This window comes from Streptomyces sp. 12E (assembly GCF_055633275.1).
This window is the reverse complement of the sequence record NZ_JBVNCJ010000001.1, coordinates 3,308,902-3,331,866: the sequence shown is the minus strand read 5'-3', so window position 1 is coordinate 3,331,866 and position 22,965 is coordinate 3,308,902. Positions and strand designations below refer to the sequence as shown.

Annotated in this window: 23 protein-coding genes and 1 riboswitch; of the genes, 11 read left to right on the top strand and 12 right to left on the bottom strand. The window is 72.4% G+C overall.

The window, feature by feature from the left end; all coding sequences use genetic code 11:
- The first annotated feature begins 74 nt into the window (after positions 1 to 74).
- A complete protein-coding gene (arfB, locus tag ACZ8ZB_RS15385) occupies positions 75 to 512 on the top strand; it encodes an alternative ribosome rescue aminoacyl-tRNA hydrolase ArfB (protein ID WP_470741490.1) in 438 nt (145 codons plus the stop codon).
- Positions 513 to 712: 200 nt separating this feature from the next.
- On the opposite strand, the gene ACZ8ZB_RS15380 is transcribed toward arfB, so the two are convergent.
- Both ACZ8ZB_RS15380 and ACZ8ZB_RS15375 read right to left on the bottom strand, forming a co-directional pair.
- A complete protein-coding gene (locus ACZ8ZB_RS15380) occupies positions 713 to 1,186 on the bottom strand; it encodes a GNAT family N-acetyltransferase (RefSeq protein WP_470738301.1) in 474 nt (157 codons plus the stop codon).
- A 64-nt stretch (positions 1,187 to 1,250) separates the two neighbouring features.
- On the bottom strand, positions 1,251 to 1,832 hold the full coding sequence (locus ACZ8ZB_RS15375) for a flavin reductase family protein (protein ID WP_470738300.1): 582 nt from the start codon (positions 1,830 to 1,832) through the stop codon (positions 1,251 to 1,253).
- 317 nt (positions 1,833 to 2,149) lie between these two features.
- On the opposite strand from ACZ8ZB_RS15375, the gene cdgB reads away from it, so the two are divergent.
- Both cdgB and ACZ8ZB_RS15365 read left to right on the top strand, forming a co-directional pair.
- Positions 2,150 to 3,847 (top strand): diguanylate cyclase CdgB, encoded by a 1,698-nt coding sequence (gene cdgB, locus ACZ8ZB_RS15370; protein ID WP_470738299.1) that lies wholly within the window; start codon positions 2,150 to 2,152, stop codon positions 3,845 to 3,847.
- A 117-nt stretch (positions 3,848 to 3,964) separates the two neighbouring features.
- Entirely contained in the window at positions 3,965 to 4,906 is a 942-nt protein-coding gene (locus ACZ8ZB_RS15365) for a carbohydrate-binding protein (RefSeq protein ID WP_470738298.1), read from the top strand.
- Positions 4,907 to 4,912: 6 nt separating this feature from the next.
- Here ACZ8ZB_RS15365 and ACZ8ZB_RS15360 read toward each other — a convergent pair whose 3' ends face one another.
- The 3 genes from ACZ8ZB_RS15360 to ACZ8ZB_RS15350 all read right to left on the bottom strand — a co-directional run bounded on the left by ACZ8ZB_RS15360 (position 4,913) and on the right by ACZ8ZB_RS15350 (position 8,057).
- Positions 4,913 to 5,842 (bottom strand): 1-phosphofructokinase family hexose kinase, encoded by a 930-nt coding sequence (locus ACZ8ZB_RS15360; RefSeq protein ID WP_470741489.1) that lies wholly within the window; start codon positions 5,840 to 5,842, stop codon positions 4,913 to 4,915.
- A 116-nt stretch (positions 5,843 to 5,958) separates the two neighbouring features.
- Positions 5,959 to 7,104 carry an N-acetylglucosamine-6-phosphate deacetylase gene (gene nagA / locus ACZ8ZB_RS15355; protein WP_470738297.1) on the bottom strand — a complete coding sequence of 382 codons (1,146 nt, stop codon included), beginning with the start codon at positions 7,102 to 7,104 and terminating at the stop codon, positions 5,959 to 5,961.
- Positions 7,104 to 8,057: an ROK family protein gene (locus tag ACZ8ZB_RS15350; protein ID WP_470738296.1), complete on the bottom strand. Its 954-nt coding sequence runs from the start codon at positions 8,055 to 8,057 to the stop codon at positions 7,104 to 7,106. The genes nagA and ACZ8ZB_RS15350 overlap by 1 nt, the downstream gene beginning before the upstream one ends.
- Before the next feature lie 120 nt (positions 8,058 to 8,177).
- On the opposite strand from ACZ8ZB_RS15350, the gene ACZ8ZB_RS15345 reads away from it, so the two are divergent.
- Positions 8,178 to 9,446 (top strand): extracellular solute-binding protein, encoded by a 1,269-nt coding sequence (locus tag ACZ8ZB_RS15345; RefSeq protein WP_470738295.1) that lies wholly within the window; start codon positions 8,178 to 8,180, stop codon positions 9,444 to 9,446.
- 10 nt (positions 9,447 to 9,456) lie between these two features.
- Complete coding sequence (locus ACZ8ZB_RS15340) at positions 9,457 to 9,711, top strand: DUF3263 domain-containing protein (RefSeq protein WP_470738294.1); 255 nt, start codon at positions 9,457 to 9,459, stop codon at positions 9,709 to 9,711.
- A gap of 78 nt (positions 9,712 to 9,789) precedes the next feature.
- On the opposite strand, the gene otsB is transcribed toward ACZ8ZB_RS15340, so the two are convergent.
- Entirely contained in the window at positions 9,790 to 10,650 is an 861-nt protein-coding gene (gene otsB, locus ACZ8ZB_RS15335; protein ID WP_470738293.1) for a trehalose-phosphatase, read from the bottom strand.
- A 56-nt stretch (positions 10,651 to 10,706) separates the two neighbouring features.
- Positions 10,707 to 12,110, bottom strand: coding sequence for an alpha,alpha-trehalose-phosphate synthase (UDP-forming) (locus tag ACZ8ZB_RS15330; protein WP_470738292.1), 1,404 nt, complete (start codon positions 12,108 to 12,110; stop codon positions 10,707 to 10,709).
- A 152-nt stretch (positions 12,111 to 12,262) separates the two neighbouring features.
- Between ACZ8ZB_RS15330 and ACZ8ZB_RS15325 the strand changes: the two genes are divergently transcribed.
- Positions 12,263 to 12,973, top strand: coding sequence for a hypothetical protein (locus ACZ8ZB_RS15325; RefSeq protein WP_470738291.1), 711 nt, complete (start codon positions 12,263 to 12,265; stop codon positions 12,971 to 12,973).
- Between the two features lie 21 nt (positions 12,974 to 12,994).
- Here the strand turns inward: ACZ8ZB_RS15325 and ACZ8ZB_RS15320 are convergent, their stop codons facing one another.
- Positions 12,995 to 13,939: a glucosyl-3-phosphoglycerate synthase gene (locus ACZ8ZB_RS15320; RefSeq protein ID WP_470738290.1), complete on the bottom strand. Its 945-nt coding sequence runs from the start codon at positions 13,937 to 13,939 to the stop codon at positions 12,995 to 12,997.
- A gap of 133 nt (positions 13,940 to 14,072) precedes the next feature.
- A riboswitch (SAM riboswitch) is annotated at positions 14,073 to 14,229 on the top strand.
- An 18-nt stretch (positions 14,230 to 14,247) separates the two neighbouring features.
- Between ACZ8ZB_RS15320 and thrC the strand changes: the two genes are divergently transcribed.
- From thrC to groL, 4 genes are all read left to right on the top strand, one after another.
- Complete coding sequence (thrC, locus tag ACZ8ZB_RS15315; RefSeq protein ID WP_470738289.1) at positions 14,248 to 15,555, top strand: threonine synthase; 1,308 nt, start codon at positions 14,248 to 14,250, stop codon at positions 15,553 to 15,555.
- Positions 15,556 to 15,664: 109 nt separating this feature from the next.
- Positions 15,665 to 15,940 carry a ubiquitin-like small modifier protein 1 gene (locus ACZ8ZB_RS15310; RefSeq protein WP_470738288.1) on the top strand — a complete coding sequence of 92 codons (276 nt, stop codon included), beginning with the start codon at positions 15,665 to 15,667 and terminating at the stop codon, positions 15,938 to 15,940.
- A gap of 429 nt (positions 15,941 to 16,369) precedes the next feature.
- The gene (locus ACZ8ZB_RS15305) at positions 16,370 to 16,573 is read left to right on the top strand and encodes a cold-shock protein (protein WP_004929928.1); all 204 of its coding nucleotides are present in this window, start codon (positions 16,370 to 16,372) and stop codon (positions 16,571 to 16,573) included.
- 327 nt (positions 16,574 to 16,900) lie between these two features.
- Positions 16,901 to 18,523, top strand: a complete 1,623-nt coding sequence (gene groL / locus ACZ8ZB_RS15300) for a chaperonin GroEL (protein ID WP_470738287.1) — start codon at positions 16,901 to 16,903, stop codon at positions 18,521 to 18,523.
- 82 nt (positions 18,524 to 18,605) lie between these two features.
- Here groL and ACZ8ZB_RS15295 read toward each other — a convergent pair whose 3' ends face one another.
- Positions 18,606 to 18,962, bottom strand: coding sequence for a hypothetical protein (locus tag ACZ8ZB_RS15295; RefSeq protein ID WP_470738286.1), 357 nt, complete (start codon positions 18,960 to 18,962; stop codon positions 18,606 to 18,608).
- Between the two features lie 155 nt (positions 18,963 to 19,117).
- Here ACZ8ZB_RS15295 and ACZ8ZB_RS15290 point away from each other — a divergent pair, with 155 nt between their 5' ends.
- On the top strand, positions 19,118 to 20,248 hold the full coding sequence (locus ACZ8ZB_RS15290; RefSeq protein ID WP_470738285.1) for an NADH:flavin oxidoreductase: 1,131 nt from the start codon (positions 19,118 to 19,120) through the stop codon (positions 20,246 to 20,248).
- Positions 20,249 to 20,330: 82 nt separating this feature from the next.
- On the opposite strand, the gene ACZ8ZB_RS15285 is transcribed toward ACZ8ZB_RS15290, so the two are convergent.
- From ACZ8ZB_RS15285 to ACZ8ZB_RS15275, 3 genes are all read right to left on the bottom strand, one after another.
- Positions 20,331 to 20,900 carry a hypothetical protein gene (locus tag ACZ8ZB_RS15285; RefSeq protein WP_470738284.1) on the bottom strand — a complete coding sequence of 190 codons (570 nt, stop codon included), beginning with the start codon at positions 20,898 to 20,900 and terminating at the stop codon, positions 20,331 to 20,333.
- Positions 20,901 to 20,942: 42 nt separating this feature from the next.
- Positions 20,943 to 21,884 (bottom strand): N-acetylmuramic acid 6-phosphate etherase, encoded by a 942-nt coding sequence (murQ, locus tag ACZ8ZB_RS15280; RefSeq protein ID WP_470738283.1) that lies wholly within the window; start codon positions 21,882 to 21,884, stop codon positions 20,943 to 20,945.
- A gap of 101 nt (positions 21,885 to 21,985) precedes the next feature.
- The gene (locus tag ACZ8ZB_RS15275; RefSeq protein WP_470738282.1) at positions 21,986 to 22,927 is read right to left on the bottom strand and encodes a MurR/RpiR family transcriptional regulator; all 942 of its coding nucleotides are present in this window, start codon (positions 22,925 to 22,927) and stop codon (positions 21,986 to 21,988) included.
- Positions 22,928 to 22,965: the final 38 nt, after the last annotated feature.

The window sequence follows — 22,965 nt, the reverse complement described above, 5'->3', positions numbered from 1 at the left end:
TTCCGGGTGTCTTTACTTTCTTTACCCGGATCGCGGGATAATTCGGATGACGTGGCCCGGTCGGAGGCGGGAACCTGTACGGCATGTCCGGTCCCTATCCCGTCCGCGGCTCCGTCTCGCTGCCCGAGTCCGAGCTCATGTGGCGTTTCTCGCGGTCGTCCGGGCCCGGCGGACAGCACGTGAACACCAGCGACTCCCAGGTCGAGCTCCGTTTCGACCTCGCCCGCACCGAGGCGCTGCCCGAGGTGTGGAAGCAGCGGGCGCTGGAGCGGCTCGCCGGGCGGCTGACCGGCGGTGTGATCACCGTCCGCGCTTCGGAGCACCGCTCGCAGTGGCGCAACCGCGAGACGGCCGCGGTGCGGCTCGCGGCGCTGCTCGCGGAGGCGACGGCGCCCCCGCCGAAACCGCGCAGGCCGACACGGGTGCCGCGCGGGATCAACGAGCGGCGGTTGCGGGAGAAGAAGCAGCGGTCGGAGACCAAGCGGGGGCGCTCCGCGCGGGACTGGGGGTGACCCCCCGGCTCCCCGCTGATCTCGGGCGTGGCCCGGCCCCGGTGGCTCCTGCGGAGGTGTTGGACCGGAGGTCCGGGGGCGCGCCGCATGAATGTTCCCGCGGGCGCGTCGTGGCTGGTCGCGCAGTTCCCCGCGCCCCTTTCGGGGCGTGTCCGCCGCACGTCTTCGTCCGGTGACCGGCGTGAGGCTGCGACCGCTGTTCAGTCCAGCTCCAGCACGCCCACCGTCTCGCCCTCGACGGTCTCCCCGGTCTTGCGGAAGCCCAGGGCCAGGTAGAAGTTCTCGGGGCCGTCGTCGCCGGGGTGCCAGGTGACGTGGAACTCGCGCGTGCCCCGGCGGCGGAGTTCCGCGGCCACCGATTCCACGGCGAAGCGGCCGTAGCCCTTGCCCTGCTCCTCCGCCGCGATGTTCAGCCGCCACAGGCCGGAGCGGATGACGCTGCCGCCGTCCTCGTGCCAGTCGATGTCGAGGAAGGCCATCAGGAAGCCGACCGCGCGGTCACCGTCCATGATCAGGCGGGGCCAGGCGGAGTCCGGATGGACGTACGCCTCGGCGAGGGAGTTCACCACCGGGGCGACGGCGAATTCCTGGTCGGGGCGGACCCGTACACCGAGGGCGGCCTTGAGGTTCTTCGGGGTGATCTCTTCGATGCGAAGTGCGGTGGTCGTCGTCACCCGGGCACCCTAGGCAGGCAAATCCCTTCCGGTAAAAGAGATTTCGGCGACGACGGCAAATCGCTCAGCCCAACTGCCGGTAACGGCCCCGGAAATACGTCAGCGGACCGCCCTCCGCGCTCGGCACCCGAGCCGTCAGGACACGGCCGATCACCAGGGTGTGGTCCCCGGCCGGCACCCGCTGCTCGGTGCGGCACTCCAGGGTCGCCAGCGCGCCGCCCACCAGCGGCGCCCCGCTGTACTCGCCGCGCAGGTACGGGATGTCCGCGAAGAGCAGGCGGTCGCTGACCCGGCCCTTCATCGCGAAGCGGCCCGCGACGTGCCGCTGGCTCTCGGAGAGGACGGACACCGCCCACAGGGGCTGTTCGTCGAGGAGTTCGTCCATGCGGGAGCCGTTGCGCAGGCTGACCAGCACCAGCGGCGGGTCCAGGGAGACCGACAGGAACGCGGTGGCCGTCATGCCGACGTCCTCGCCGGCCGGCGCCGCGGGGTCGTCGGGGTCCAGCGGCGGCTCCTGCGCGGTCACCAGGACCACGCCGGCGGCCAGCCGGGACAGGGCGGCTCGGAACTCGTCGTTGCTCACCCCCTCAGCATGCCGGGCGGCGGGCGGAGTGGCGCTCGTGGGCGGGGCGGAAGTGTTCGGCACACCGGGAACGCTAATCTCCGCTCCACAGGCACCGCATCGGACCCCGGCCCGAGCCGGGACCTAGGACCAACGCCCGAGCCGGGCGCGGTCCGTGCACCAGCGCCACAAAAAACTGCGTTCGTCGAGCACGCGGGGAAACCGTGGAAAGACCACGCAATTGTTCACGTTCACCTGTGACTTGAGTCACAAGGGGAAAGAATTGTTGACCCTGTGTACCGAGTGGGCAGCGCGCTGTGATTCAGTGGCGGGGAAGCTGCTGGGACGATACGCCGAAGACAACCCTTGATTCGCTGCGAGGTCTCGGGGGGAGGGCGAGGATGGAGACCGAGTCGGAACCCTACGTCCGTCTTGCGTCACTGCGACAGCTCCACCAAGCCATGGCCGACATGAACACGGCCCGCAGCCTGGCGGACACGCTGCAGACGGTCGCCGACGGCGTCGTGGGCGCCCTCGGGTACGAGCTGGCGTGCGTCAACCTCGTACGCCCCGACGGCGACCTGGTCGTCGCCGCCCTGGCCGGGAACTCCGCCGCCGAGGCCCTCATCACCGGCCGGACCGGCTCCCGCGAGTCCTGGGAGCGCCGCCTCGGCATGGGCGAACGCTGGGGCGACCTGGTCTTCATACCGCACACCGAGGGCTGGGTCCTCGACGACGACGACGTCCCGCAGTGGTACACCGACGGGCCCGCGCCCCGCTTCGAGGACGAGTGGCACCCCTCCGACCGGCTCTTCGCCCCGATGTACGCCCCCGGCCCGCAGGGCGGCGGCACCTCCGGGGAGCTGGTCGGCGTCCTCTCCGTGGACCGCCCGCGCAACGGCCGGCGGCCCGGCGCCTGGGGCCGCGAGGCCCTCCAGATGTACGCCTTCCAGGCCGCCATCGCGATCAGCAACGCGCGTCTGCGTGCCAACATGCAGCGCGCCCTGGTCCGCCTGGAGCGCGACCAGCAGGCGCTGCGGGCCAGTGAGGAAAGCTTCCGGCAGGCCTTCGAGTACGCCCCCTCCGGCATGGCCATCGCCGAGATGGGCGGCGACCAGCACGGCAGGATCCTGCGCACCAACGACGCACTGTGCAGACTGCTCGGCCGTCCCGCCTCCGCGATGCGCCGCTACTCCTTCTCCGACCTGGTCCACCCCGAGGACATAGGCACCCTGCTGCGGACCTCCGCCGAGGGCGGCCGGGCCGAGCTGCGCCTGGGACGCCGCGACGGCACCTTCGTCTGGGTGTCCCTGCGCAACTCGGTCGTCGCCGACGCCGCCGACGGCCCCCGCTTCCTGCTCACCCACGTCGAGGACATAGAGGAGCGCAAGCGCCGCGAGCTCCAGCTCGCCCACCGCGCCTCCCACGACTCACTCACCGGACTGCCCAACTCCGCCGAGCTGCGGGCGCGGCTGTCCGCCCGGCTGTGCCGGCAGCCGCCGCAGGGCGCGCTGCCCGCCGCCGTCGCCTCCATGGCGCCCTTCGAGTCCTTCGACTCCCACGACGCCGCCTACGGCCCGCCCGTCTTCGACCGGGGGCACGACTTCGACTTCCCGCCGGGCACGGAGGGGCACGGAGGCTACGACGGCTACGACCACCACGTGCACACCGTCGCGCCCGCCGCCGAGTTCGACGACGGCGCCAAGGGGCTCGCGGTGCTCTTCTGCGATCTCGACGGCTTCAAGTCGATCAACGACCGGTTCGGGCACAACGCGGGTGACGCGGTGCTCATCGAGGTCGCCCGCCGGCTCGGCAACGGCGTGCGGGACGGCGACACCGTCGCCCGGCTCGGCGGCGACGAGTTCGTGATCCTCGCCGACGGTCTCGGCCGGGCCGACGCCCAGGACCTCGCCGTGCGGCTGCGCAACGAGATCATCCAGCCCATCAGGGCCGAGGGGCGGGCCGTGCGGGTCGGGGCCAGCTTCGGCATCGGGTGGGCGCACTGCGGGATGACGGCGGACGAGGTGCTGAAGTCGGCCGACGAACGGATGTACGTCGAGAAACGATCTCGTCCCAAACAGCATCGGCGTGCGGGATGAACCGCAGGTCAGTGGTGTGATGCGGTCTGGGTCACCCGTTCGGGCCATGGGAAGCGGGTAGGCTCGCTTACTCCACCACTCGTACCGCACCCGATCCGCAGCTAGGAGCACCAAGGGATGACGGCCGGCAACAACGGCGCGAGCACGCCGGAGGACGACGACCCGTTCGGCTACCTCTACGCCGACGGGCAGGCCAACGGGGCCCAGCCGCCGTCCGGGGGCTACGGCTACCCGAACTCGGTCAACCGGGTGCGACCGGTCGGGACCCGCCAGTACGGCCAGCCGGCGCAGCCCGCCCCGCAGACACCGCAGCAACAGGGCGGCTACGGCCAGCCGAACGCCCACTACGCCGCCCCGGAGACGCTGCCCGGCGGCGGTGCCACCGCCTCGTCGCACCAGTCGTCGCACGGCGGGGGCGGCCGGGGCCGCGGCCCGAACACCAAGGGCCTGCTCATCGGCGCGGTCGCGGTGGTCGCCGCGGTCGTGATCGGCATCAGCGTGGCCATGCTCGGCGGCGACGAGGGCGGCGACGAGGGCGGCGACCAGGCCGGGGCGAGCCCGACCCGGACCCAGGACGAGGGTGAGCCCACCCCGTCGGCGAGCAGGAGCGGCGCGCAGGAGAAGACCGAGCTGCCGACCACCGACGCACAGGCGCTCAGCCTGGGCGGTGCGGCCTCCCTCGCGTCGGACGTCGAGGGCGCGCAGTCCGACGGCGGTTCCTACGTGGCCAACCTCGACCAGCCGGGCTCCTCGGTCACCTGGACCTTCAGCGGCGTTCCGGCGGACGGCGCCTACACCGTCTTCGTGCGCTACAGCACCACCGACGAGCCCCAGTCGATGACGCTCACCGTCAACGGCAAGGAGTTCGGCTCCAAGCTCAACATGGACAACTTCGCCGGTGCCAAGGACGGCGACTTCTCCAAGGGCTGGACCCAGACCTTCGCCTGGCCCACGCTCAACAAGGGCTCCAACACCATCTCGCTCTCCTGCGCCGACGGCGACAAGTGCAACGTCCTGGTGGACCAGCTGTGGCTGAAGGAGGGCCAGGTCAAGAAGTGACCTGGCCTACGCCGCGTTCGCCTCTCCCGTCACCGTGACCCCGGTCAGCAGCTCCTCGTAGACCGCCCGGTCGAACGTGCCGGCCGTCGGGGACAGGACCGTCGCCGCCGACAGGGCCGCCGCCCGGACGAGCCGGTCGGGCCAGGGGCGGTGTTCCACCAGGGCCGAGAGCAGACCCGCGACCGCCGAGTCGCCGGCGCCGGCCGGGTTGCCGTGCAGGCGCTGCGGAGGTGCCGCGCGCCAGCGGCCCTCGGGGGTGACGGCGAGCAGGCCCTCCGGGCCCAGGGAGGCGACCACCGCGCCCGCGCCGCGGCGGCGGGCGTCCTGGGTGGCGCGCAGCGGTTCGTGGGAGCCGGTGAGTTCGGCCAGTTCCTCCGCGTTCGGCTTGAGGACGTCGGGACGGCCTGCGACCCCGCGGCGCAGCGCCGCCCCACTGGTGTCCAGGAGGGTCGGCACCCCGGCCGCGCGGGCCGTGCGGATCAGGCCCGCGTACGCGCCCACCGGGACGCCCGGGGGCAGGCTGCCGCACAGGGCCACCGCCGAGGCCGAGGCCAGCAGGTCCTCGTACGCCTCCTGGAACGCGGACCACTCGGCGTGGGTGATCACCGGTCCGGGCTCGTTGAGCTGGGTGGTGGCGCCGGAGTGCCCGTCGACGACGGCGACGGTGCGCCGGGTCGTGCCGGAGACCGGGACCAGCGCGTCCGTCAGGTGCGGCACCCCGGTGAGCCGGTCGCGCAGGATCCGGCCCGTCGTGCCGCCCGAGAAGCCGGTGACCGTCACCTCGTGGCCGAGGGCCGCGAGCACCCGGGCCACGTTGACGCCCTTGCCGCCGGGGCGTTCCGTCACTTCGGCGACCCGGTGGGAGGTCCCCGGCCGCAGGGCCGGCACGCGATAGGTGATGTCGAGAGCGGTGTTCAGTGTGACCGTGAGGATCACCGGGCCGACCTCCCCTTTTGCCTGCGCTTCCACGTGTCCCGGGGGCACGATCATGCCAAAAGGACGGCGGTCGGCCCACCCCTCGGACCGGCCGCCGCCCCCGGCGAAGGGACGGATCAGCCCAGTCGGGGATCGATCACCCATTCCCCCCGGCGCATGACGCCCACCAGGTCGAACCCGTCGTCCAGGACCACCAGGTCGGCGTCCTTCCCGGGCTCCAGGGAGCCGGTCCGGTCGTCCAGGCCGAGCAGCCGGGCCGGGGTGGCGGAGATCGCCCGTACGACGTCCTCGACGGGCAGCCCGTCCACCGTCACCGCCCGCTTGAAGGCGCGGTCCAGGGTGAGCGTGGAGCCGGCGATCGAACCGCCCTCCACCAGCCGGGCCACGCCGTCCGCGACCTCGACCTCCATCGGGCCCAGCATGTAGCGGCCGTCGCCGAAGCCGGCCGCGTCCATCGCGTCGGTGATGAAGGCGACCCGGTCGGCGCCCGCGTGGTGGAAGGCCAGCCGGAGCGTGGCCGGATGCAGATGGGTGCCGTCGTTGATCAGCTCGACGGTGACCCGTTCGTCCTCGAGGAGGGCGGTGACCGGGCCGGGCGCGCGGTGGCCGAGCGGCGGCATCGCGTTGAACAGGTGGGTGGCGACGGACGCGCCCGCGTCGACGGCCTGGAGCGTCTGCTCGTACGTGGCGTCCGTGTGTCCGACGGCCGCGATCACCCCGTGCTCGGCGAGCAGCCGTACGGAGTCCAGGCCGCCCGGCAGTTCGGTGGCCAGCGTCATCATCCTCGCCTGTCCGTGCGCCGCGTCGAGCAGCTTGCGGACCTCGGCCGGGTCGGGGTCGCGCAGCAGCCCCTCGTCGTGCGCGCCCTTGCGGCACGGGGAGATGAACGGCCCCTCGAAGTGGATGCCGGCGATCTCCCCCTGCTGGGCCAGCTCGGCGAGCATCCCGGCCTGCCGGGCGAGGAAGTGCAGGTCGCCGGTGACGGCGGAGGCGACCACCGTGGTGGTGCCGTGCAGCCGGTGGGTGTGCACGCCCTTGAGGACGTCCTCGGCGGTGCCGCCGGTGAAGGACGCCCCGCCGCCGCCGTGGTTGTGGAGGTCGACGAAGCCGGGGACCACCCAGTGGCCGCTCAGGTCGACCGTCTCGGCGTTCTCGGGTCCCGTGGAGGCGATCCGCGTGCCCTCGACGGTCACGCGGCCGCCGTCCACGGTCCCGGTGGGCAGGACCACCCGGGCGCCGGCGAGAACCTTGGTGGGGGCCATCAGGTGGTTACCTCCGAGGGGTACGAGGAGTCAGTGGTGTCGATCAGGTCCCGGGCGAGGAGCCCCGCGCCCAGGCATCCGGCGGTGTCCCCGAGGGCCGCGGGGACCAGGGACGGCGGCTTCTGGAAGGTGATCCGCCGCCGGACGGCCTCCCGCAGCGGTGTGAACAAGGTTTCCCCCGCCTCGGCGAGCCCGCCACCGACGATCAGCGTGCGGGGGTCCAGCAGGGTGAGCGCGGTGACCAGCCCGTCGGCGAGCGCGTCCACCGCCTCCTGCCACACCCGGCGGGCCCGCGCGTCCCCGGCCTCGACGGCCTTCGCGCAGTCCGCCGCGTCCGCGCCCGGGTCACCGCAGGCCGCCGCCCACGCCTCGCTCACCGCCGCGGCGGACGCGAACCGCTCCAGACAGCCGCGCTGCCCGCACGGACAGGGGGCGCCCCGGGGCCGTACGACGATGTGGCCGATCTCGCCGGCGAAGCCGTGCGCGCCCGCCTCCACCCGGCCGTCGACGCCGATGGCGCCCGCGATACCGGTGCCCAGCGCCACGAACAGGAAGCGGTCGGCGCCCCGGCCCGCCCCGATGCGGCCCTCGGCGAGGCCGCCGGTGCGCACGTCGTGGCCGAGGGCGACGGGGACGCCGCCGAGGCGCTCGGCGAGCAGCGCGCGCAGCGGGACGTCGCGCCAGCCGAGGTTGGCGGCGTAGACGGCGACGCCCTCCGCCTCGTCGACGATGCCGGGGACGGCGACGCCGGCGGCGGAGGCGGGCTCGCCGTACCGCCGTACGCCGTGGGCGCGCAGTTCGGCCGCGAAGTCGAGGATGTCCGCGACGACCGCGTCCGGGCCGCGCTCGCGGCCGGTGGCGCGGCGGGCCCGGTGCAGCAGCTCGCCGTCCGCCCCGACCAGGGCGGCCTTCATCCCGGTGCCGCCCACATCGAGGGCGATGACGTGTCTCACGGGGGACAGTGTGGACCGGGGACCCGCAAGAGGTCTAGTCCATTCACGTGGTGTAGACCTTATTCCGATTATCGAAATGTCGTCGGACGGCGCGGAAGCGCCGGGGCAGGGGCTGAGCACGTGCAGCGGCGGGTCAGGACAAGGGCGATCGCGGTGGTGTCCGCACTGGGGCTGACGGGAGTCCTCGGCGGATGCGGGCTCGGCGGCGGGTCCTCGGACGTGACGCTGAAGCTGGTCGCCGCCGACTACGGCGACAGCGCGGCCAACAGCTCCGAGAAGTACTGGGCCGATCTGGTCGAGCGGTACGAGTCCGAGCATCCCGATGTGAAGATCGACGTCAGCGTCCACTCCTGGAACGACGTCGACCGCAAGGTCAAGGAGATGGTGGACGCGGGCGACCCGCCGGACATCGCGCAGATCGGCGCGTACGCCGACTACGCGGCCGAGGGCCTGCTCTACAAGGCCGGCGACCTGCTCTCCATCCCCGTCCAGGCGGACTTCCTCGCCCAGCTGACCACCGCGGGCGAGGTCAACAGCGTGCAGTACGGTCTGCCGTTCGCCTCCTCCACGCGCGTGCTCTTCTACAACAAGAAGCTGTTCGCCGAGGCCGGCGTCACCCCGCCGCGGACCTGGGACGAGCTCGCCGCGGCCGCCGAGGCGCTCGAGGCGGAGGGCGTGAAGTACCCGTACGCGCTGCCGCTCGGCCCGGAGGAGGCGCAGGCCGAGACCATGCAGTGGCTGCTCAGCGGCGGTGGCGGCTACACCGACATCACGGGCACGTACAGCATCGACTCCGCGCAGAACGTCAAGACCTTCGCCTGGCTGAAGGAAGAGCTGGTCGGCAAGGGCCTGACCGGTCCCGTAGCGCCCGGCAAGCTCGACCGGGCCGACGCGTTCGCGGCGTTCGCCGCCGGGGAGGTCGGCATGCTCAACGGGCACCCCTCGCTGATGGAGACGGCGAAGGAGAAGGGCGTGGAGTTCGGCATGGTGCCGACCCCGGGCGTCGACGGCGAGAGCCAGGTCACGCTCGGCGTCGCCGACTGGATGATGGCCTTCAAGGAGAACGGCCACCGCGACCAGGTCGGCGAGTTCCTCGACTTCGTCTACAGCGAGGAGAACGTGCTCGACTTCTCCCGCGAGTACAACCTGCTGCCGGTCACCGCCTCCGCCTCCCGGACGATGGCCGCGTCCGACCAGGACAAGGACCTCAAGCCCTTCCTCGACCAGCTGGCGATGTCGGAGCTCTACCCGGTCGGCAACACCTCCTGGGCGACGGTCAACGCGGCGGTCAAGAAGCAGATCGGCAAGGCGGTCGCCCCGAACGGCAGCCCCGCCGGCGTCCTCGGCGGCCTCCAGGCGACGGCGACGCGCGCGGAGACCGCGGAGTAACCTGCGGGGCATGGACACGGGGGACGAGGAGCGGGAGGCCGGCCGGCTGGGCCGGCGCGAGCGGGACATCCTCGCGCTGGAGCGCCGCGGCTTCGCCGGCCCCGGCGTCAAGGAGCGCGCGATCCGCGAGGAGCTGGGCCTGGCCCCCGTCCGCTACTACCAGCTCCTCAACGCCCTCCTCGACGACCCCCGCGCCCTCGCCCACGACCCGGTGACGGTCAACCGCCTCCGCCGCATCCGGGAAAACCGCCGCACGGAACGCTGAGCGCGCGGTGGGAACCAGCCCCTCCGGCGTCCGGGGAGCGGGGGCCCGGGGGCAGCGCCCCCGGGGGCGGGGAAACCGTCAGGACATCCGCGCCGCCAGCGCCCGCAGCAGCCGTACGACCCCCGCCGGCCCGTCGACCACCAGGTCCGCCCGCTCCCTCAGCTCCGTGACCTCGTCGCTGCCGCTGCACACCAGCAGCCCCGGCACACCAGCGGTGCGGAGCTTCTCGACGGCCGTGTAGGCCGCGAGGTCGCCCAGGTCGTCCCCGGCGTAGAGGACCGAACCGGCGCCGATCTCCCGGGCGTACTCCCACAGGGCGACGCCCTTGTCCATGCCGGGCGGGCGCAGCTCCAGGACCATGCGGCCGGGCTCGACGACGAGCCCGTGCCGGGCGGCCAGCCCGGCGAGCGGCTCGCGCAGGGCCTCGAACGCGGCCTGCGGATCGGCGGCCCTGCGGGTGTGGACCGCCACCGCGCGCCCCTTCTCCTCGATCCAGGTGCCCTGCCACGCGCCGACCCGGTCGAGCAGCCCGGGCAGCTCCGCGCGGGCGGTGGCGACGCCGGGGTGCGGGGCGGGCGCGGTGACCCTGCCGGTGGCGGTCTCCCAGCGCTCCGCGCCGTAGTGGCCGAGCACGACGAGGTGCTCGAGGCCGGGGACGCCCGCGAAGCCCCCGTGCCGGACCGCGACCCCCGCCGGCCGGCCGGTGACGACCGCGACCGCCGCCACCCGCGGGGCGATCGCGGCGAGCGCGGGCACCGCGTCGGGGTGCGCGCGGGCCTGCTCGGGGTCGGCCACGATCGGCGCGAGCGTCCCGTCGAAGTCGAGCCCGATCAGCGCCTTGCCCGGGCGGGAGACAAGTGCCTCCAGCCCTTCCCGTCCGGCCTGCGTGGCGGGCGTCGGCATGGCGTTCGGGTCCGTGGAATCCGTATGACTGCCCATACGCCCAACCTATCCACGCCCGCCCCCTCGCACTCCTGTGTGACCGGCCCCGCCGGTCAGCGGGGCGCCGGTCCGTCCCGCAGCGCCTCCAGCTGGTCCAGGAACCAGCGCTCCGGGGGCAGCGCGGTGGCCGCCGCGGCCAGGCGCTTGGTGCGCTCGGCGCGTTCGCCCGGGCCCATCGTCAGGGCCTGGTGCAGGGCGCGGGCGGTCTCGACGACGTCGTACGGGTTGACCGTGAGCGCGTCCTCGCCCAGCTCCTCGTGGGCGCCCGCCTCCCGCGACAGCACCAGCGCGCAGCCCGCGTCGGAGACGACCGGGACCTCCTTGGCGACCAGGTTCATGCCGTCGCGCACCGGGTTGACCAGGGCCACGTCCGCCAGCCGGTAGGCGGCGAGCGAACGCGCGAAGTCGTCCTTGACGTGGAGGACGACCGGCCGCCAGCCGGGCGTCCCGTACCGCTCGTTGATCTCCTCCGCGAGCCGCCGCACCTCGGCGGTGTAGTCGCGGTACACGGTGAGGTCCTGCCGGGAGGGATAGGCGAACGCGACGTGCACGACGCGCTCGCGCCACTCGGGGCGGTCCTCCAGGAGCTGCAGGTACGCCAGCAGTCCGCGCACGATGTTCTTCGACAGCTCGGTCCGGTCGACCCGGACGATCGTCCGGCGCCCCTCGCCGATCTCCTCCTTCAGCGCGGTGATCCGCTCCTCGACGTCCGCCTCGTGGGACCGGGCGCGCAGGAAGTCCGCGTCGGCGCCCAGGCCGTGCACCCCGACGCGCGTCTTTCCGAGCCCGTCCGCGAACCGCTCGCAGCACGCGGTGAACGCGTCCGCCCAGCGGCGGGTGAGGAAGCCGAGCCGGTCGGCGCCGAGCATCCCGCGCAGCACCTGCCGCGCGATGTCGTCGGGCAGCATCGCGAAGTACTCCGGCGGCGCCCACGGCGTGTGCGAGAAGTGCGCGATGCGCAGGTCGGGGCGGAGCTCGCGGAGCATCCCGGGGACCAGCGTGAGGTGGTAGTCCTGCACCAGCACCGCCGCGCCCGGCGCCGCCTCCTCGGCCAGCGCCTCGGCGAACGCCCGGTTGTAGGCCTCGTACGACGCCCACTGCCGGCGGAACTCCGCGTCGAAGACGGGCTCCAGCGGCGTCTGGTACAGCATGTGGTGCACGAACCACAGCACCGAGTTGGCGATCCCGTTGTACGCGTCCGCGTGCACGTCCGCCGGGATGTCCAGCATCCGCACGCCGTCCTCGCCGACCCCGCGCCGCACCGCCTCGCGGTCGCCGTCGGACAGCACCGAGCACACCCACAGCGCCCCGGCGTCCGGCCCGATCGCCGACAGTCCGGACACCAGCCCGCCACCACCCCGCTTGGCCCGCAGCGACCCGTCGTCCTCCACCGTGTACGAGACCGGTCCCCGATTGGAGGCGACCAGTACCTGAGCAGCACCGTTGCTTGAAGCCATACGCCTGAACCTAGCCCGGCCCCCGGAACCTCAAACGTGCCCGTGCGTCACCTCGGCGACGATTCGGTCACGCGTCTTGTGTGGAAGATGTGAGCGGGTCGAGGATGTGTAGTGCATGTTTCAACTTTTCGGGGGGTGTCATGCACATACGCATGTCCACAGGCTTGTCCGCAGGTGTGCGCAGACTCGCGGGCACGACCGCTTTGATCGCGGCCTCCGCACTGGCGCTGGCCGGCTGCGGCGACGCGGGCGCCGACACGGCGGCGGACGAACGGCCCGCCGCGGCCACCGCCACACCGAGCAGCGGCAGTCCCACCCCCGAGGCGTCCTCCGGCGCCGAGGCGTCCTCCGGCACCGAGGCCCCGACGTCCACCCCGGCGCCCACTCCGACCCCGACCCCCGTCACGTTGTCGGACCACACCGGCCGCAGCATCGGATCGGCCGTCATCGCGGCGAAGAAGGCCAGCCTCGACTACACCGTCCGCCTCCAGGGCACCGGGAAGCGGGCCTCCTCCTGGGGCACGGGCGAGAAGGTCTGCGAGCAGGCCGACGGAGCCGACGGCGTGACGTTCACCGTCCCCCGCGACGGCCGCGACTGCGACGGCCGCCCGCTGTACACCCCGAAGCCGACCCCGACCCCCGAACCGGCGCAGACACGGGACACCGGCAGCGACAGCGGTAGCACCGGTGGCGGCACCGGTGGCTGCGAACTCACCAGCCCGGCCGGCAACTGCTACGCCGACGGCCAGTTCTGCGCCAAGAAGCACCGCGGTCTGAGCACGCACGGCCGTGGCGGCGAGTACCTGACCTGCGCGCAGGACTCCGGCGGCACCTGGCGCTGGTCGGACGGCGTCTCCGGCTGACGTCCGGTCGACGCCGGCAGGTCAGGCCACCCTGCGTGCCTGGTACTCCGCGACCTGCGCCATCGGCGGCCGTTCCACCGTGTCCACGGAGTGCGTACGGGGGGCGAAGGTGTTGCCGACCCGCTCGAACTGGGTGAGCGCGGGACGTATCAGGTGGCCGCGGGCCAGGCGGAGCTGGGCGGTGCGGTAGATCGTGGCGGCCATGCGGCCGAGGGCCTGGCCGTCCTGGTGACGGTGCTTGCGGACGCCGACGTCGACCTGGGCGAGGGCGTCCAGGCCGACCAGGTGCAGGGCGTCGACCAGCATGCCGAGCTCGACGCCGTACCCGACCGGGAACGGGAGCTGTTCGAGCAGGCTCCGGCGGGCCGCGTACTCGCCGCCCAGCGGCTGGACGAAGCCGGCCAGCTGGGGCCAGTGCATGTTCAGCAGCGGGCGGGCCATCAGCTCCGTGACCCGGCCGCCCTGGCCGGCCGCGGTGCCGAGCGGGCGGTCGTACATGGCCTTGACCAGCTGCACGTCCGGCTCGGTGAGCAGCGGGCCGACGATGCCGGAGACGAAGTCGGAGGAGAACTCCCTGAGGTCCGCGTCGACGAAGCACACGATGTCACCGCGTGTGACGAGCAGCGACCGCCACAGCACCTCGCCCTTGCCGGGCACGGCCGGGATGCGGGGGAGGATCACGTCGCGGTGGACGACGCGGGCGCCCGCCGCCGCGGCCACCTCCGACGTGCGGTCGGTCGATCCGGAGTCCACGACCACGACCTCGTCGACGAGCGGCACCCGCCGCACCAGATCCCGGCGGATCACCGTGACGATGTCACCGACCGTCGCTTCCTCGTTGAGGGCGGGCAGTACCACGCTCACCGTCCGGCCCGTGGCGCGCTTGGCGGCCAGGAGCTGGTGCAGCGGCCGGTCGGTCACCGACCAGGAACGCTCGCCCAACCAGCGCTCGACTTCTTCCAGCACGGTCAGCGGCTCCTCACTTGTGATCCATCTCGCGGTTCGGACGACTATCTCAAACGCCCCGCTCGTCGGTTACAGTCTTGAACAGCGCGGAAGCCCACCGCAGGCCGGGGGTGTCGCGCGGACAACTGAACACCGCTCATCCAGAGGGGCAGAGGGACACGGCCCGATGAAGCCCCGGCAACCCTCCAGCCGGTTCTCGTAGATCACTGTTGATCTTTTCCGCGAGGCTCCCGGCTAGGGAAGGTGCCAAATCCGTCTCACGGCGAGATGCGTCGTGAGGAAGATGAGGAGAAAGGGCCTCGCCTCACATGGCTGTGCACACTGTTGCAACCACCACCGATTCCACCGTAGGCGCATCCGCCTCTTCCGTCGACTTGGGCCCCGCCGCCGCGCTCTCCTGCCGCGAATGCGGGCACCGGGTCCCCCTGGGCCCCGTCTTCGCCTGCGAGGAGTGTTTCGGCCCGCTGGAGATCGCGTACGACTTCTCGGCCCACGACACCGAGGAGCTCCGCAAGCGGATCGAAGCGGGCCCCGCGAACATCTGGCGCTACGCGCCGTTGCTGCCCGTGCCGGCGGACGTGGCGACCAAGCCGAACCTGAACCCCGGCTGGACCAAGCTCGTCCAGGCCGACAACCTCGCGCGTGAGCTGGGCGTCGACGCCGGCAAGCTGTTCGTCAAGGACGACTCGGGCAACCCGACGCACTCCTTCAAGGACCGCGTCGTCGCCCAGGCCATCGAGGCCGCCCGCGCCTTCGGCTTCACCACCCTCTCCTGCTCCTCCACCGGCAACCTCGCCGGCGCCGTCGGCGCCGCCGCGGCCCGGGCGGGCTTCCGGTCCTGCGTGTTCATCCCGCACGACCTGGAGCAGGGCAAGGTCGTCATGGCCGCCGTCTACGGCGGCGAGCTCGTCGGCATCGAGGGCAACTACGACGACGTGAACCGCTTCTGCTCCGAGCTGATCGGCGACCCGGCCGGCGAGGGCTGGGGCTTCGTCAACGTCAACCTGCGGCCGTACTACGCGGAGGGGTCCAAGACCCTCGCGTACGAGATCTGCGAGCAGCTCGGCTGGCGGCTGCCGGACCAGATCGTGATCCCGATCGCCTCCGGCTCGCAGCTCACGAAGATCGACAAGGGGCTGCAGGAGCTGATCAGGCTCGGCCTGGTCGAGGACAAGCCGTACAAGATCTTCGGTGCGCAGGCGGAGGGCTGCTCGCCGGTGTCCACCGCGTACAAGGCGGGGCACGACGTCGTACGTCCGCAGAAGCCGGACACGATCGCCAAGTCGCTGGCGATCGGCAACCCGGCGGACGGGCCGTACGTCCTGGACATCGCGCGTCGCACGGGCGGTGCGGTGGAGGACGTGGACGACGGGCGGATCGTCGAGGCGATCAAGCTGCTCGCGCGCACGGAGGGGATCTTCGCGGAGACCGCGGGGGGCGTGACCGTGGGGGTCACCAGGAAGCTCCTCGAGAGCGGGGCGCTCGACCCGTCCCTGACCACGGTCGTGCTCAACACGGGTGACGGTCTGAAGACGTTGGACGCGGTGGCCGGCACGGGGCTGACCGCGACGATCCGTCCGAGCCTCGAGTCGTTCCGCGAGGCCGGGCTCGTCTGAGTCGTTTCGTCCGCGGGCCGCCTGTGGCCGACCGCGCCCACGCGGCGGCAGCCGCATGTCAAACACAGCCCCGCGCCCCCAGGGGCGTCACCTGACCGGAGGTCTTGTCGTGAGCGTCACCGTTCGTATCCCCACCATCCTGCGCACCTACACCGGTGGGCAGGCCGAGGTGAGCGCCGAGGGCGCCACCCTCGGCGAGGTCATCCAGGACCTGGAGAAGAACCACACCGGTATCGCCGCCCGGGTGCTGGACGACCAGGGCAAGCTGCGGCGGTTCGTCAACGTCTACGTGAACGACGACGACGTGCGGTTCGAGCAGGGGCTCGAGACGGCCACCCCGGACGGGGCCGGCGTGTCCATCATCCCGGCGGTGGCCGGCGGCTGATCATTACCGTCGGTAACGACGGTTGCCGAGCGTTCGGCGCACTGCCCCCTCCGTGAGAGAAGCGGAGGGGGCAATTCCATGAGATTGGGCGCGGTAGAGTTGGGGAACGCGCTCCCGATCCACCGATCGGGAACACTGAATTCCTGCCGCGGGCCGACTGGATATGGCCAAAGTGCGCGCCCCCTTCGCGGCATTTTACCCCTTTATGCGGCCCGACTTGCCCTGGATTCAGGCGAATTCTCGCCACACTCCGGACCGGCGTCGTCCAGATTTCTCGTCCGACTGACCTGTTGCAGACGGCAGTTGGACAGATACATTCAGCCGCGGTCGACGCGTTCCGGCGCACGCCCCCAACCGTTGGGGGGTGAGGTCTGACCCGGATCCGCGAAGTGTGGATCTGTGCAAGGGCCAGTAATAGGGGAGTTAGGCATGGCTCAGGGCACCGTCAAGTGGTTCAACGCGGAGAAGGGGTACGGCTTCATCGCGGTCGACGGTGGTGCGGATGTTTTCGTCCACTACAGCGCGATCCAGATGGACGGCTACCGCACCCTCGAAGAAGGCCAGCGGGTCGAGTTCGAGATCTCGCAGGGTCAGAAGGGCCCGCAGGCCGACATGGTTCGTCTCAGCGCCTGAACGCGCTACCTGCCGCAAGCATCTTCTGCCGACGAAGGGCCCGCGACCTCCCGGGGTTGCGGGCCCTTCGCCATGCCCGCGTACGGCCGAACGGTGTTCGCGCGCGGCTGAGCGAGCCCCGCGACTCTCCGAAGGCGCTTGCACTCGCATGGGTCGAGTGCTAATCATTGGCGTTAGCACTCTGAAGGTGAGAGTGACAACGAAGGACCGGGTCGGTGAGGCCCGCGGGCCGTGTGGGGCAAGGAACCACGGGGTCGGCGAGCCGTCCGTCGCGGGCGCGGGCGCGGTCCGAAGGAATCACCCCCAGTCCTGGAGGGACCACTTCACATGGCCAAGATCATCGCGTTCGACGAGGAGGCGCGGCGCGGCCTCGAGCGCGGCATGAACCAGCTCGCGGACGCCGTCAAGGTGACGCTCGGCCCCAAGGGCCGCAACGTCGTCCTCGAGAAGAAGTGGGGCGCCCCCACGATCACCAACGATGGCGTGTCCATCGCCAAGGAGATCGAGCTCGAGGACCCGTACGAGAAGATCGGCGCCGAGCTGGTCAAGGAAGTCGCCAAGAAGACGGACGACGTCGCCGGCGACGGTACGACCACCGCGACCGTTCTCGCCCAGGCCCTGGTCAGGGAGGGCCTGCGCAACGTCGCCGCCGGCGCCAACCCGATGGCTCTGAAGCGCGGCATCGAGAAGGCCGTCGAGGCCGTCTCCGGCGCCCTGCTGGAGCAGGCGAAGGATGTCGAGACCAAGGAGCAGATCGCCTCCACGGCCTCCATCTCCGCCGCCGACACCCAGATCGGCGAGCTCATCGCCGAGGCCATGGACAAGGTCGGCAAGGAAGGCGTCATCACCGTCGAGGAGTCCCAGACCTTCGGTCTGGAGCTGGAGCTCACCGAGGGTATGCGCTTCGACAAGGGCTACATCTCGGCGTACTTCGCCACCGACATGGAGCGTATGGAGGCCGTCCTCGACGACCCGTACATCCTGATCGCCAACTCCAAGATCTCCAACGTCAAGGACCTGCTCCCGCTCCTGGAGAAGGTCATGCAGTCGGGCAAGCCGCTGCTGATCATCGCCGAGGACGTCGAGGGCGAGGCCCTGTCGACCCTGGTCGTCAACAAGATCCGCGGCACCTTCAAGTCCGTCGCCGTCAAGGCCCCGGGCTTCGGCGACCGCCGCAAGGCCATGCTCGGCGACATCGCCATCCTCACGGGCGGCGAGGTCATCTCCGAGGAGGTCGGCCTCAAGCTGGAGAACGCGACGCTCGACCTGCTGGGCAAGGCCCGCAAGGTCGTCATCACCAAGGACGAGACCACCATCGTCGACGGTGCCGGCTCGGCCGACCAGGTCCAGGGCCGCGTGAACCAGATCCGCGCCGAGATCGAGAACAGCGACTCGGACTACGACCGCGAGAAGCTGCAGGAGCGCCTGGCGAAGCTCGCCGGCGGTGTCGCGGTCATCAAGGCCGGCGCCGCCACCGAGGTGGAGCTCAAGGAGCGCAAGCACCGCATCGAGGACGCCGTCCGCAACGCGAAGGCCGCCGTCGAGGAGGGCATCGTCGCCGGTGGTGGCGTGGCCCTGCTGCAGGCCTCCCAGGTCTTCGAGAAGCTGGAGCTCGAGGGTGACGAGGCGACCGGCGCCCAGGCCGTGAAGCTCGCGCTCGAGGCCCCGCTGAAGCAGATCGCCGTCAACGCCGGCCTCGAGGGCGGCGTCGTGGTGGAGAAGGTGCGCAACCTGACCCCGGGCCACGGCCTGAACGCCGCGACCGGCGAGTACGTCGACCTGGTCAAGGAAGGCATCATCGACCCGGCGAAGGTGACCCGTTCCGCGCTGCAGAACGCCGCCTCCATCGCCGCGCTGTTCCTCACCACCGAGGCCGTCATCGCCGACAAGCCGGAGAAGGCCGCGGCCCCGGCCGGCGGCGGCATGCCGGGCGGTGACATGGACTTCTGATCCTTCCGGGGATCGGACCCGTCCGTCACGTACCGAGGGCGGCGCACCCTGCTACCGGCAGGGGGCGCCGCCCTCGGGCGTTTCAGGCGGCGCACCACGGCACACGGCAGGTGTGCGGCGCCGCGCCCTGCGGGCACAGGCCCCGCAGCACCGCCTTGCGGACCGCCCGCCAGGTCCGCAGCGAGCACACCAGGCGCACCCGCAGCTCGACCGGTTCCCGTGCGCCGGCGCTCCGCCCCGGGTTCTCCCAGGCCCATTGCTCCGCCAGGTGGTCGTAGAGGCCGGCGGTCGTCGTGCCGCTTCCCGGCGGGGTGCGCAGGACGGTCCGCCCGACGAGCCGGGCACCGTGTGCCGCCACGGCCCCGTCGACGAGTGAGCCGGCCCACGCCAGCCCCTCCTCGTCCGCGTACAGGCCGAAGCGCAGGAGACGTGTCCTCATCGGGCGACCGTATCCGGCGCGAGAGGAGGCGCTCCGTGACCGGGGTCACATCCGAGCGCCGGGGGGAATGCCCCTCGCCCCCGCCCGGTTGATGCTGAGCGTGCATTTAATGCATGTACACATACTTTCAGGTACGCGAAGCAGAGGAGCCCCACGTGACCGTCACCTCCCCGGACACCGCCGCCCGAGCCGCCGCAACGCTCTCCCGGCCCGTCGCGATCAACGGCCTGACCGTCCCCAACCGCATCGCCATGGCGCCGATGACCCGGATGTTCTCGCCGGGCGGCGTCCCCGGTGAGGACGTCGTGTCGTACTACTCCCGCCGTGCCGCCGCCGGTGTCGGGCTGATCGTCACCGAGGGGACGTACGTGGGGCACGAGTCGGCCGGGCAGAGCGACCGGGTGCCGCGCTTCCACGGGGAGGAGCAGCTCGCGGGCTGGGCGAAGGTCGCCGAGGCGGTGCACGCGGCGGGCGGCACGATCGTGCCGCAGCTCTGGCACATCGGCATGGTCCGTGAGCAGGGCCAGGCGCCGTACCCCCAGGCTCCGGCGGTCGGCCCGTCCGGGGTGCGCACGGACGGCACCGAGGGCGGGGGCAAGACGATGACGCAGGCCGACATCGACGACGTCGTCGCCGCGTTCGCCCGGGCGGCCGCCGATGCCGAGCGCATCGGCTTCGACGGCGTGGAGCTGCACGGCGCCCACGGCTACCTCATCGACCAGTTCCTGTGGTCCGGCACCAACCGCCGCACCGACGCCTACGGCGGCGACCCGGTGGCCCGCGCGAAGTTCGCCGCGGAGGTCGTGGCCGCGGTGCGCGCGGCCGTGTCGCCGGAGTTCCCCGTCATCTTCCGCTACTCGCAGTGGAAGCAGGACGCCTACGACGCCCGGCTCGCCGAGACGCCCCAGGAGCTGGAGGCGATCCTCGCCCCGCTCGCCGCGGCCGGTGTCGACGCCTTCCACGCCTCCACGCGCCGCTACTGGCTCCCGGAGTTCGAGGACTCCGACCTCAACCTGGCCGGCTGGACGAAGAAGCTGACCGGCAGGCCCGCCATCACCGTCGGCTCCGTCGGTCTGAACGGCGAGTTCCTCGAGGCCTTCCAGGGGAAGGGGGCCGAGCTCGGCAACCTCGACGACCTGCTCGACCGGATGGAGCGCGACGAGTTCGACCTCGTCGCCGTCGGCCGCGCGCTGCTCCAGGACCCGGACTGGGCGGCCAAGGTGCTGGCCGGCCGCTTCGACGAGCTGGCGCCGTACGACGCGGCGTCCCTGCAGACGCTGAGCTGAGCCGAGCCGGCCGGTCCCCGCGGCCGCCGCCCCGGGAGCCCCGGGCGGCGGCCGTCGGCGTCACGAACGGGGGCTGGAGCCCTCAGCCATGGCCCATCGGCTCGATGTCCACCCGCACCGGCGTCCCCCACACGCGCAGCACCTCGTAGTCGGTGAACTCGTGCACGACCCGGTACGCCATGGCGGCCCGGGGCCCGCGCAGCTGCGCCGCGACGTACAGCTCCGCCTCGCGCCGGTCCCGGCGCGGGGTGCCGCACAGCTGCCACGCCTGCCCGTTCCACAGCTCCGGCAGCCAGCGCTGCTGCGGCTGCGGCCGGTCCCCGCGCACCCCGTACCGGGACGGGGCGGGCTCGGTCGGACGGGGCTGCGGGGCGGGACCGTTGAACTCGGCGCGGCGGGCGGCGCGGCGCCGGGTCTCGCAGAGCAGACACAGGTCCGGGGCGCTCTCGTCGACCGGTCCGGTCGGGTGCTCGGCGCAGCGCGTGCTGGGCGCGGCCGTGGTGACGCTCTCCTCCAGCAGGTCCAGGGCCCGCCGCAGGTCGTCCTTCACTTCGTGCAGCCGGGCGTCGGGGGTGTCGGCGGACAGCGCCTCGCCGTGCTCCCCGAGCACGCGCAGGGCGCGGCCCAGGGCGGTGAGCTGCGCGTGGTTCATGGTTCGTCTCCGGGTCGGGTGCCTCCAGTATCCGCCCGGCCGCTACGCCCCGTCGCCCGCCCTGGCCAGCGCCGCGCGCAGGTGGCCGTCGGACTCCGCGAGGAGGCGGGCGGCCGTCGGGCCGTCCACGTCGGCCAGGATGACCAGGATCGCGTGTTTGACCTCGCCGTCCGCGGCGGCCAGGGCGCGCTCGACGACATCGTCCGCCGCGCCCGTCGCCTGCGCGACGATACGGCGGGAGCGGGCGCGCAGCTTCTCGTTGGAGGCCCGCACGTCGACCATCAGGTTCCCGTAGGTCTTGCCCAGCCGGATCATCGTGATCGTGGACAGCATGTTCAGCACCAGCTTCTGCGCCGTACCGGCCTTCAGGCGCGTGGAGCCGGTGAGGAACTCCGGGCCGACGACGACCTCGATGCCGTGCTCGGCCGCCGCCGCCAGCGCGCTGCCCCGGTTGCAGGCCAGGCCCACGGTGAGGGCGCCGCGCGCACGGGCGTACGCGACGGCGCCGACCGCGTAGGGGGTGCGGCCGGAGGCGGATACCCCGACCACCGTGTCGTCGGCGGTCAGCCCCAGCACGGCCAGGTCGGCCTCGGCCAGCTCGCGGGAGTCCTCGGCGCCCTCCACCGAGGTGACCAGGGCGCCCTGGCCGCCCGCGATCAGACCGACGACCCGCGCGGGATCGGTGTTGAAGGTGGGCGGGCACTCGGAGGCGTCCAGCACCCCCAGCCGGCCGGCGGTGCCGGCGCCCGCGTAGACCAGCCGCCCGCCGCGGGCCATCCGCTCGGCGACGGCGTCGATCGCGGCGGCGATCACCGGCACCTGCTCGGCCACGGCACCGGCCACCGAGGCGTCCTCGCCGTTCATCAGGCGCGCGATGTCGAGGGTGGGCAACCGGTCGACGTCCGCCAGCTCGGGCCGGAACGCCTCGGTGGTCAGGGTCTCCAGCTGGGCCCGGAGGTCGCGGTGGCGGGAGGTGGAATTCATGGCGGATCTTTCCGGTCCGGGAATTGGGCAGCGCACTCAGGGGCGCGGGGAACTGTGCGATCGACCACGGACCACCCGCGGTCGACCACGGCGACCACCCCCTACGGGCCTTTGCGCACCGCCCGGTGCCGGTGCGCCAAAGCCTCGTACGACGCGGTCAGCGAAGGCGCCGCCGACTCGTACGTCCGCTGGGCGACCCCCACGAACAGGCAGTCCACCACCAGCAGCTGTCCCGTCCGGGAGGACATCGCGGCCGGCCGCAGCTCGCTCTCCCGGGCCGTGGACGTGGTCAGGACGTGGTCGGCGTACTGCGTGACGGGGCCGTCCGGACGGCCGGTGACCGCCACCGTCGTCGCGCCGCGCTCGAAGGCGACCCGGAGGGGCTCGATGACGTCCCCGGTCGACCCGGAGTGGGTGACGGCGATCGCCACGTCCCCCGGGCGCAGCTGCACCGCGTTGGTGACGGCGAGGTGCGGGTCGCTGTGGGCGTGCGCCAGCAGGCCTATGCGCAGCAGCTTCTGGGTGAGGTCCTGGGCGACGAGGCCCGAGGCGCCGACGCCGTACACATCGGTGCGGCGGGCGCCGGCCAGGGCGGACACGGCCGCCGCGAGCTGCACGGTGTCCAGTCCGGCCGCGGTGTCGGCGAGGGTCTGCTGTTCGTCGTAGGCGAGTTTCACCACGACGTCGGCTATGGGGTCGTCCACCGCGATGTCGGTGGTGATGGCGGGCGCCCGCCCGGACTGCTGCTGGGCGGCGAGACCGGCCAGCGCGAGGCGCAGATCGCGGTAGCCGGGGTAACCGAGCAGACGGGCGGTGCGGACGACGGTGGCCTCGCTGGTGCCGGTGAGCTCGGCGAGCCCCGTGACCGTGAGGGCCGCACAGCCGGCCGGGTCGTCGGCGACGGCCTCGGCGACCCGCTGCATGGAACGGGTCATCGACGGAGCCAGTGTGCGGACCTTGGCCGCCAGGGCGGCGGGCGGGGGAGGGGCGGGCACACCGCCGCCGGAACCGCTTCCGAAGATTTCCTTCACTTCACGGGTCACGGTGTGAAAGATATTTTCGTTCCGGGTGCGTGGTCAAG

Coding starts and splice junctions, on each gene's coding strand:
- ACZ8ZB_RS15365 (WP_470738298.1), top strand. CDS start 3,965: ATGACGGCCGGCAACAACGGCGCGAGCACGCCGGAGGACGACGACCCG.
- ACZ8ZB_RS15285 (WP_470738284.1), bottom strand. CDS start 20,900: ATGAACCACGCGCAGCTCACCGCCCTGGGCCGCGCCCTGCGCGTGCTC.
- murQ (WP_470738283.1), bottom strand. CDS start 21,884: ATGAATTCCACCTCCCGCCACCGCGACCTCCGGGCCCAGCTGGAGACC.
- nagA (WP_470738297.1), bottom strand. CDS start 7,104: ATGGCCCCCACCAAGGTTCTCGCCGGCGCCCGGGTGGTCCTGCCCACC.
- ACZ8ZB_RS15340 (WP_470738294.1), top strand. CDS start 9,457: ATGGACACGGGGGACGAGGAGCGGGAGGCCGGCCGGCTGGGCCGGCGC.
- thrC (WP_470738289.1), top strand. CDS start 14,248: ATGGCTGTGCACACTGTTGCAACCACCACCGATTCCACCGTAGGCGCA.
- ACZ8ZB_RS15325 (WP_470738291.1), top strand. CDS start 12,263: ATGTCCACAGGCTTGTCCGCAGGTGTGCGCAGACTCGCGGGCACGACC.
- groL (WP_470738287.1), top strand. CDS start 16,901: ATGGCCAAGATCATCGCGTTCGACGAGGAGGCGCGGCGCGGCCTCGAG.
- ACZ8ZB_RS15330 (WP_470738292.1), bottom strand. CDS start 12,110: ATGGCTTCAAGCAACGGTGCTGCTCAGGTACTGGTCGCCTCCAATCGG.
- ACZ8ZB_RS15295 (WP_470738286.1), bottom strand. CDS start 18,962: ATGAGGACACGTCTCCTGCGCTTCGGCCTGTACGCGGACGAGGAGGGG.
- otsB (WP_470738293.1), bottom strand. CDS start 10,650: ATGGGCAGTCATACGGATTCCACGGACCCGAACGCCATGCCGACGCCC.
- ACZ8ZB_RS15305 (WP_004929928.1), top strand. CDS start 16,370: ATGGCTCAGGGCACCGTCAAGTGGTTCAACGCGGAGAAGGGGTACGGC.
- cdgB (WP_470738299.1), top strand. CDS start 2,150: ATGGAGACCGAGTCGGAACCCTACGTCCGTCTTGCGTCACTGCGACAG.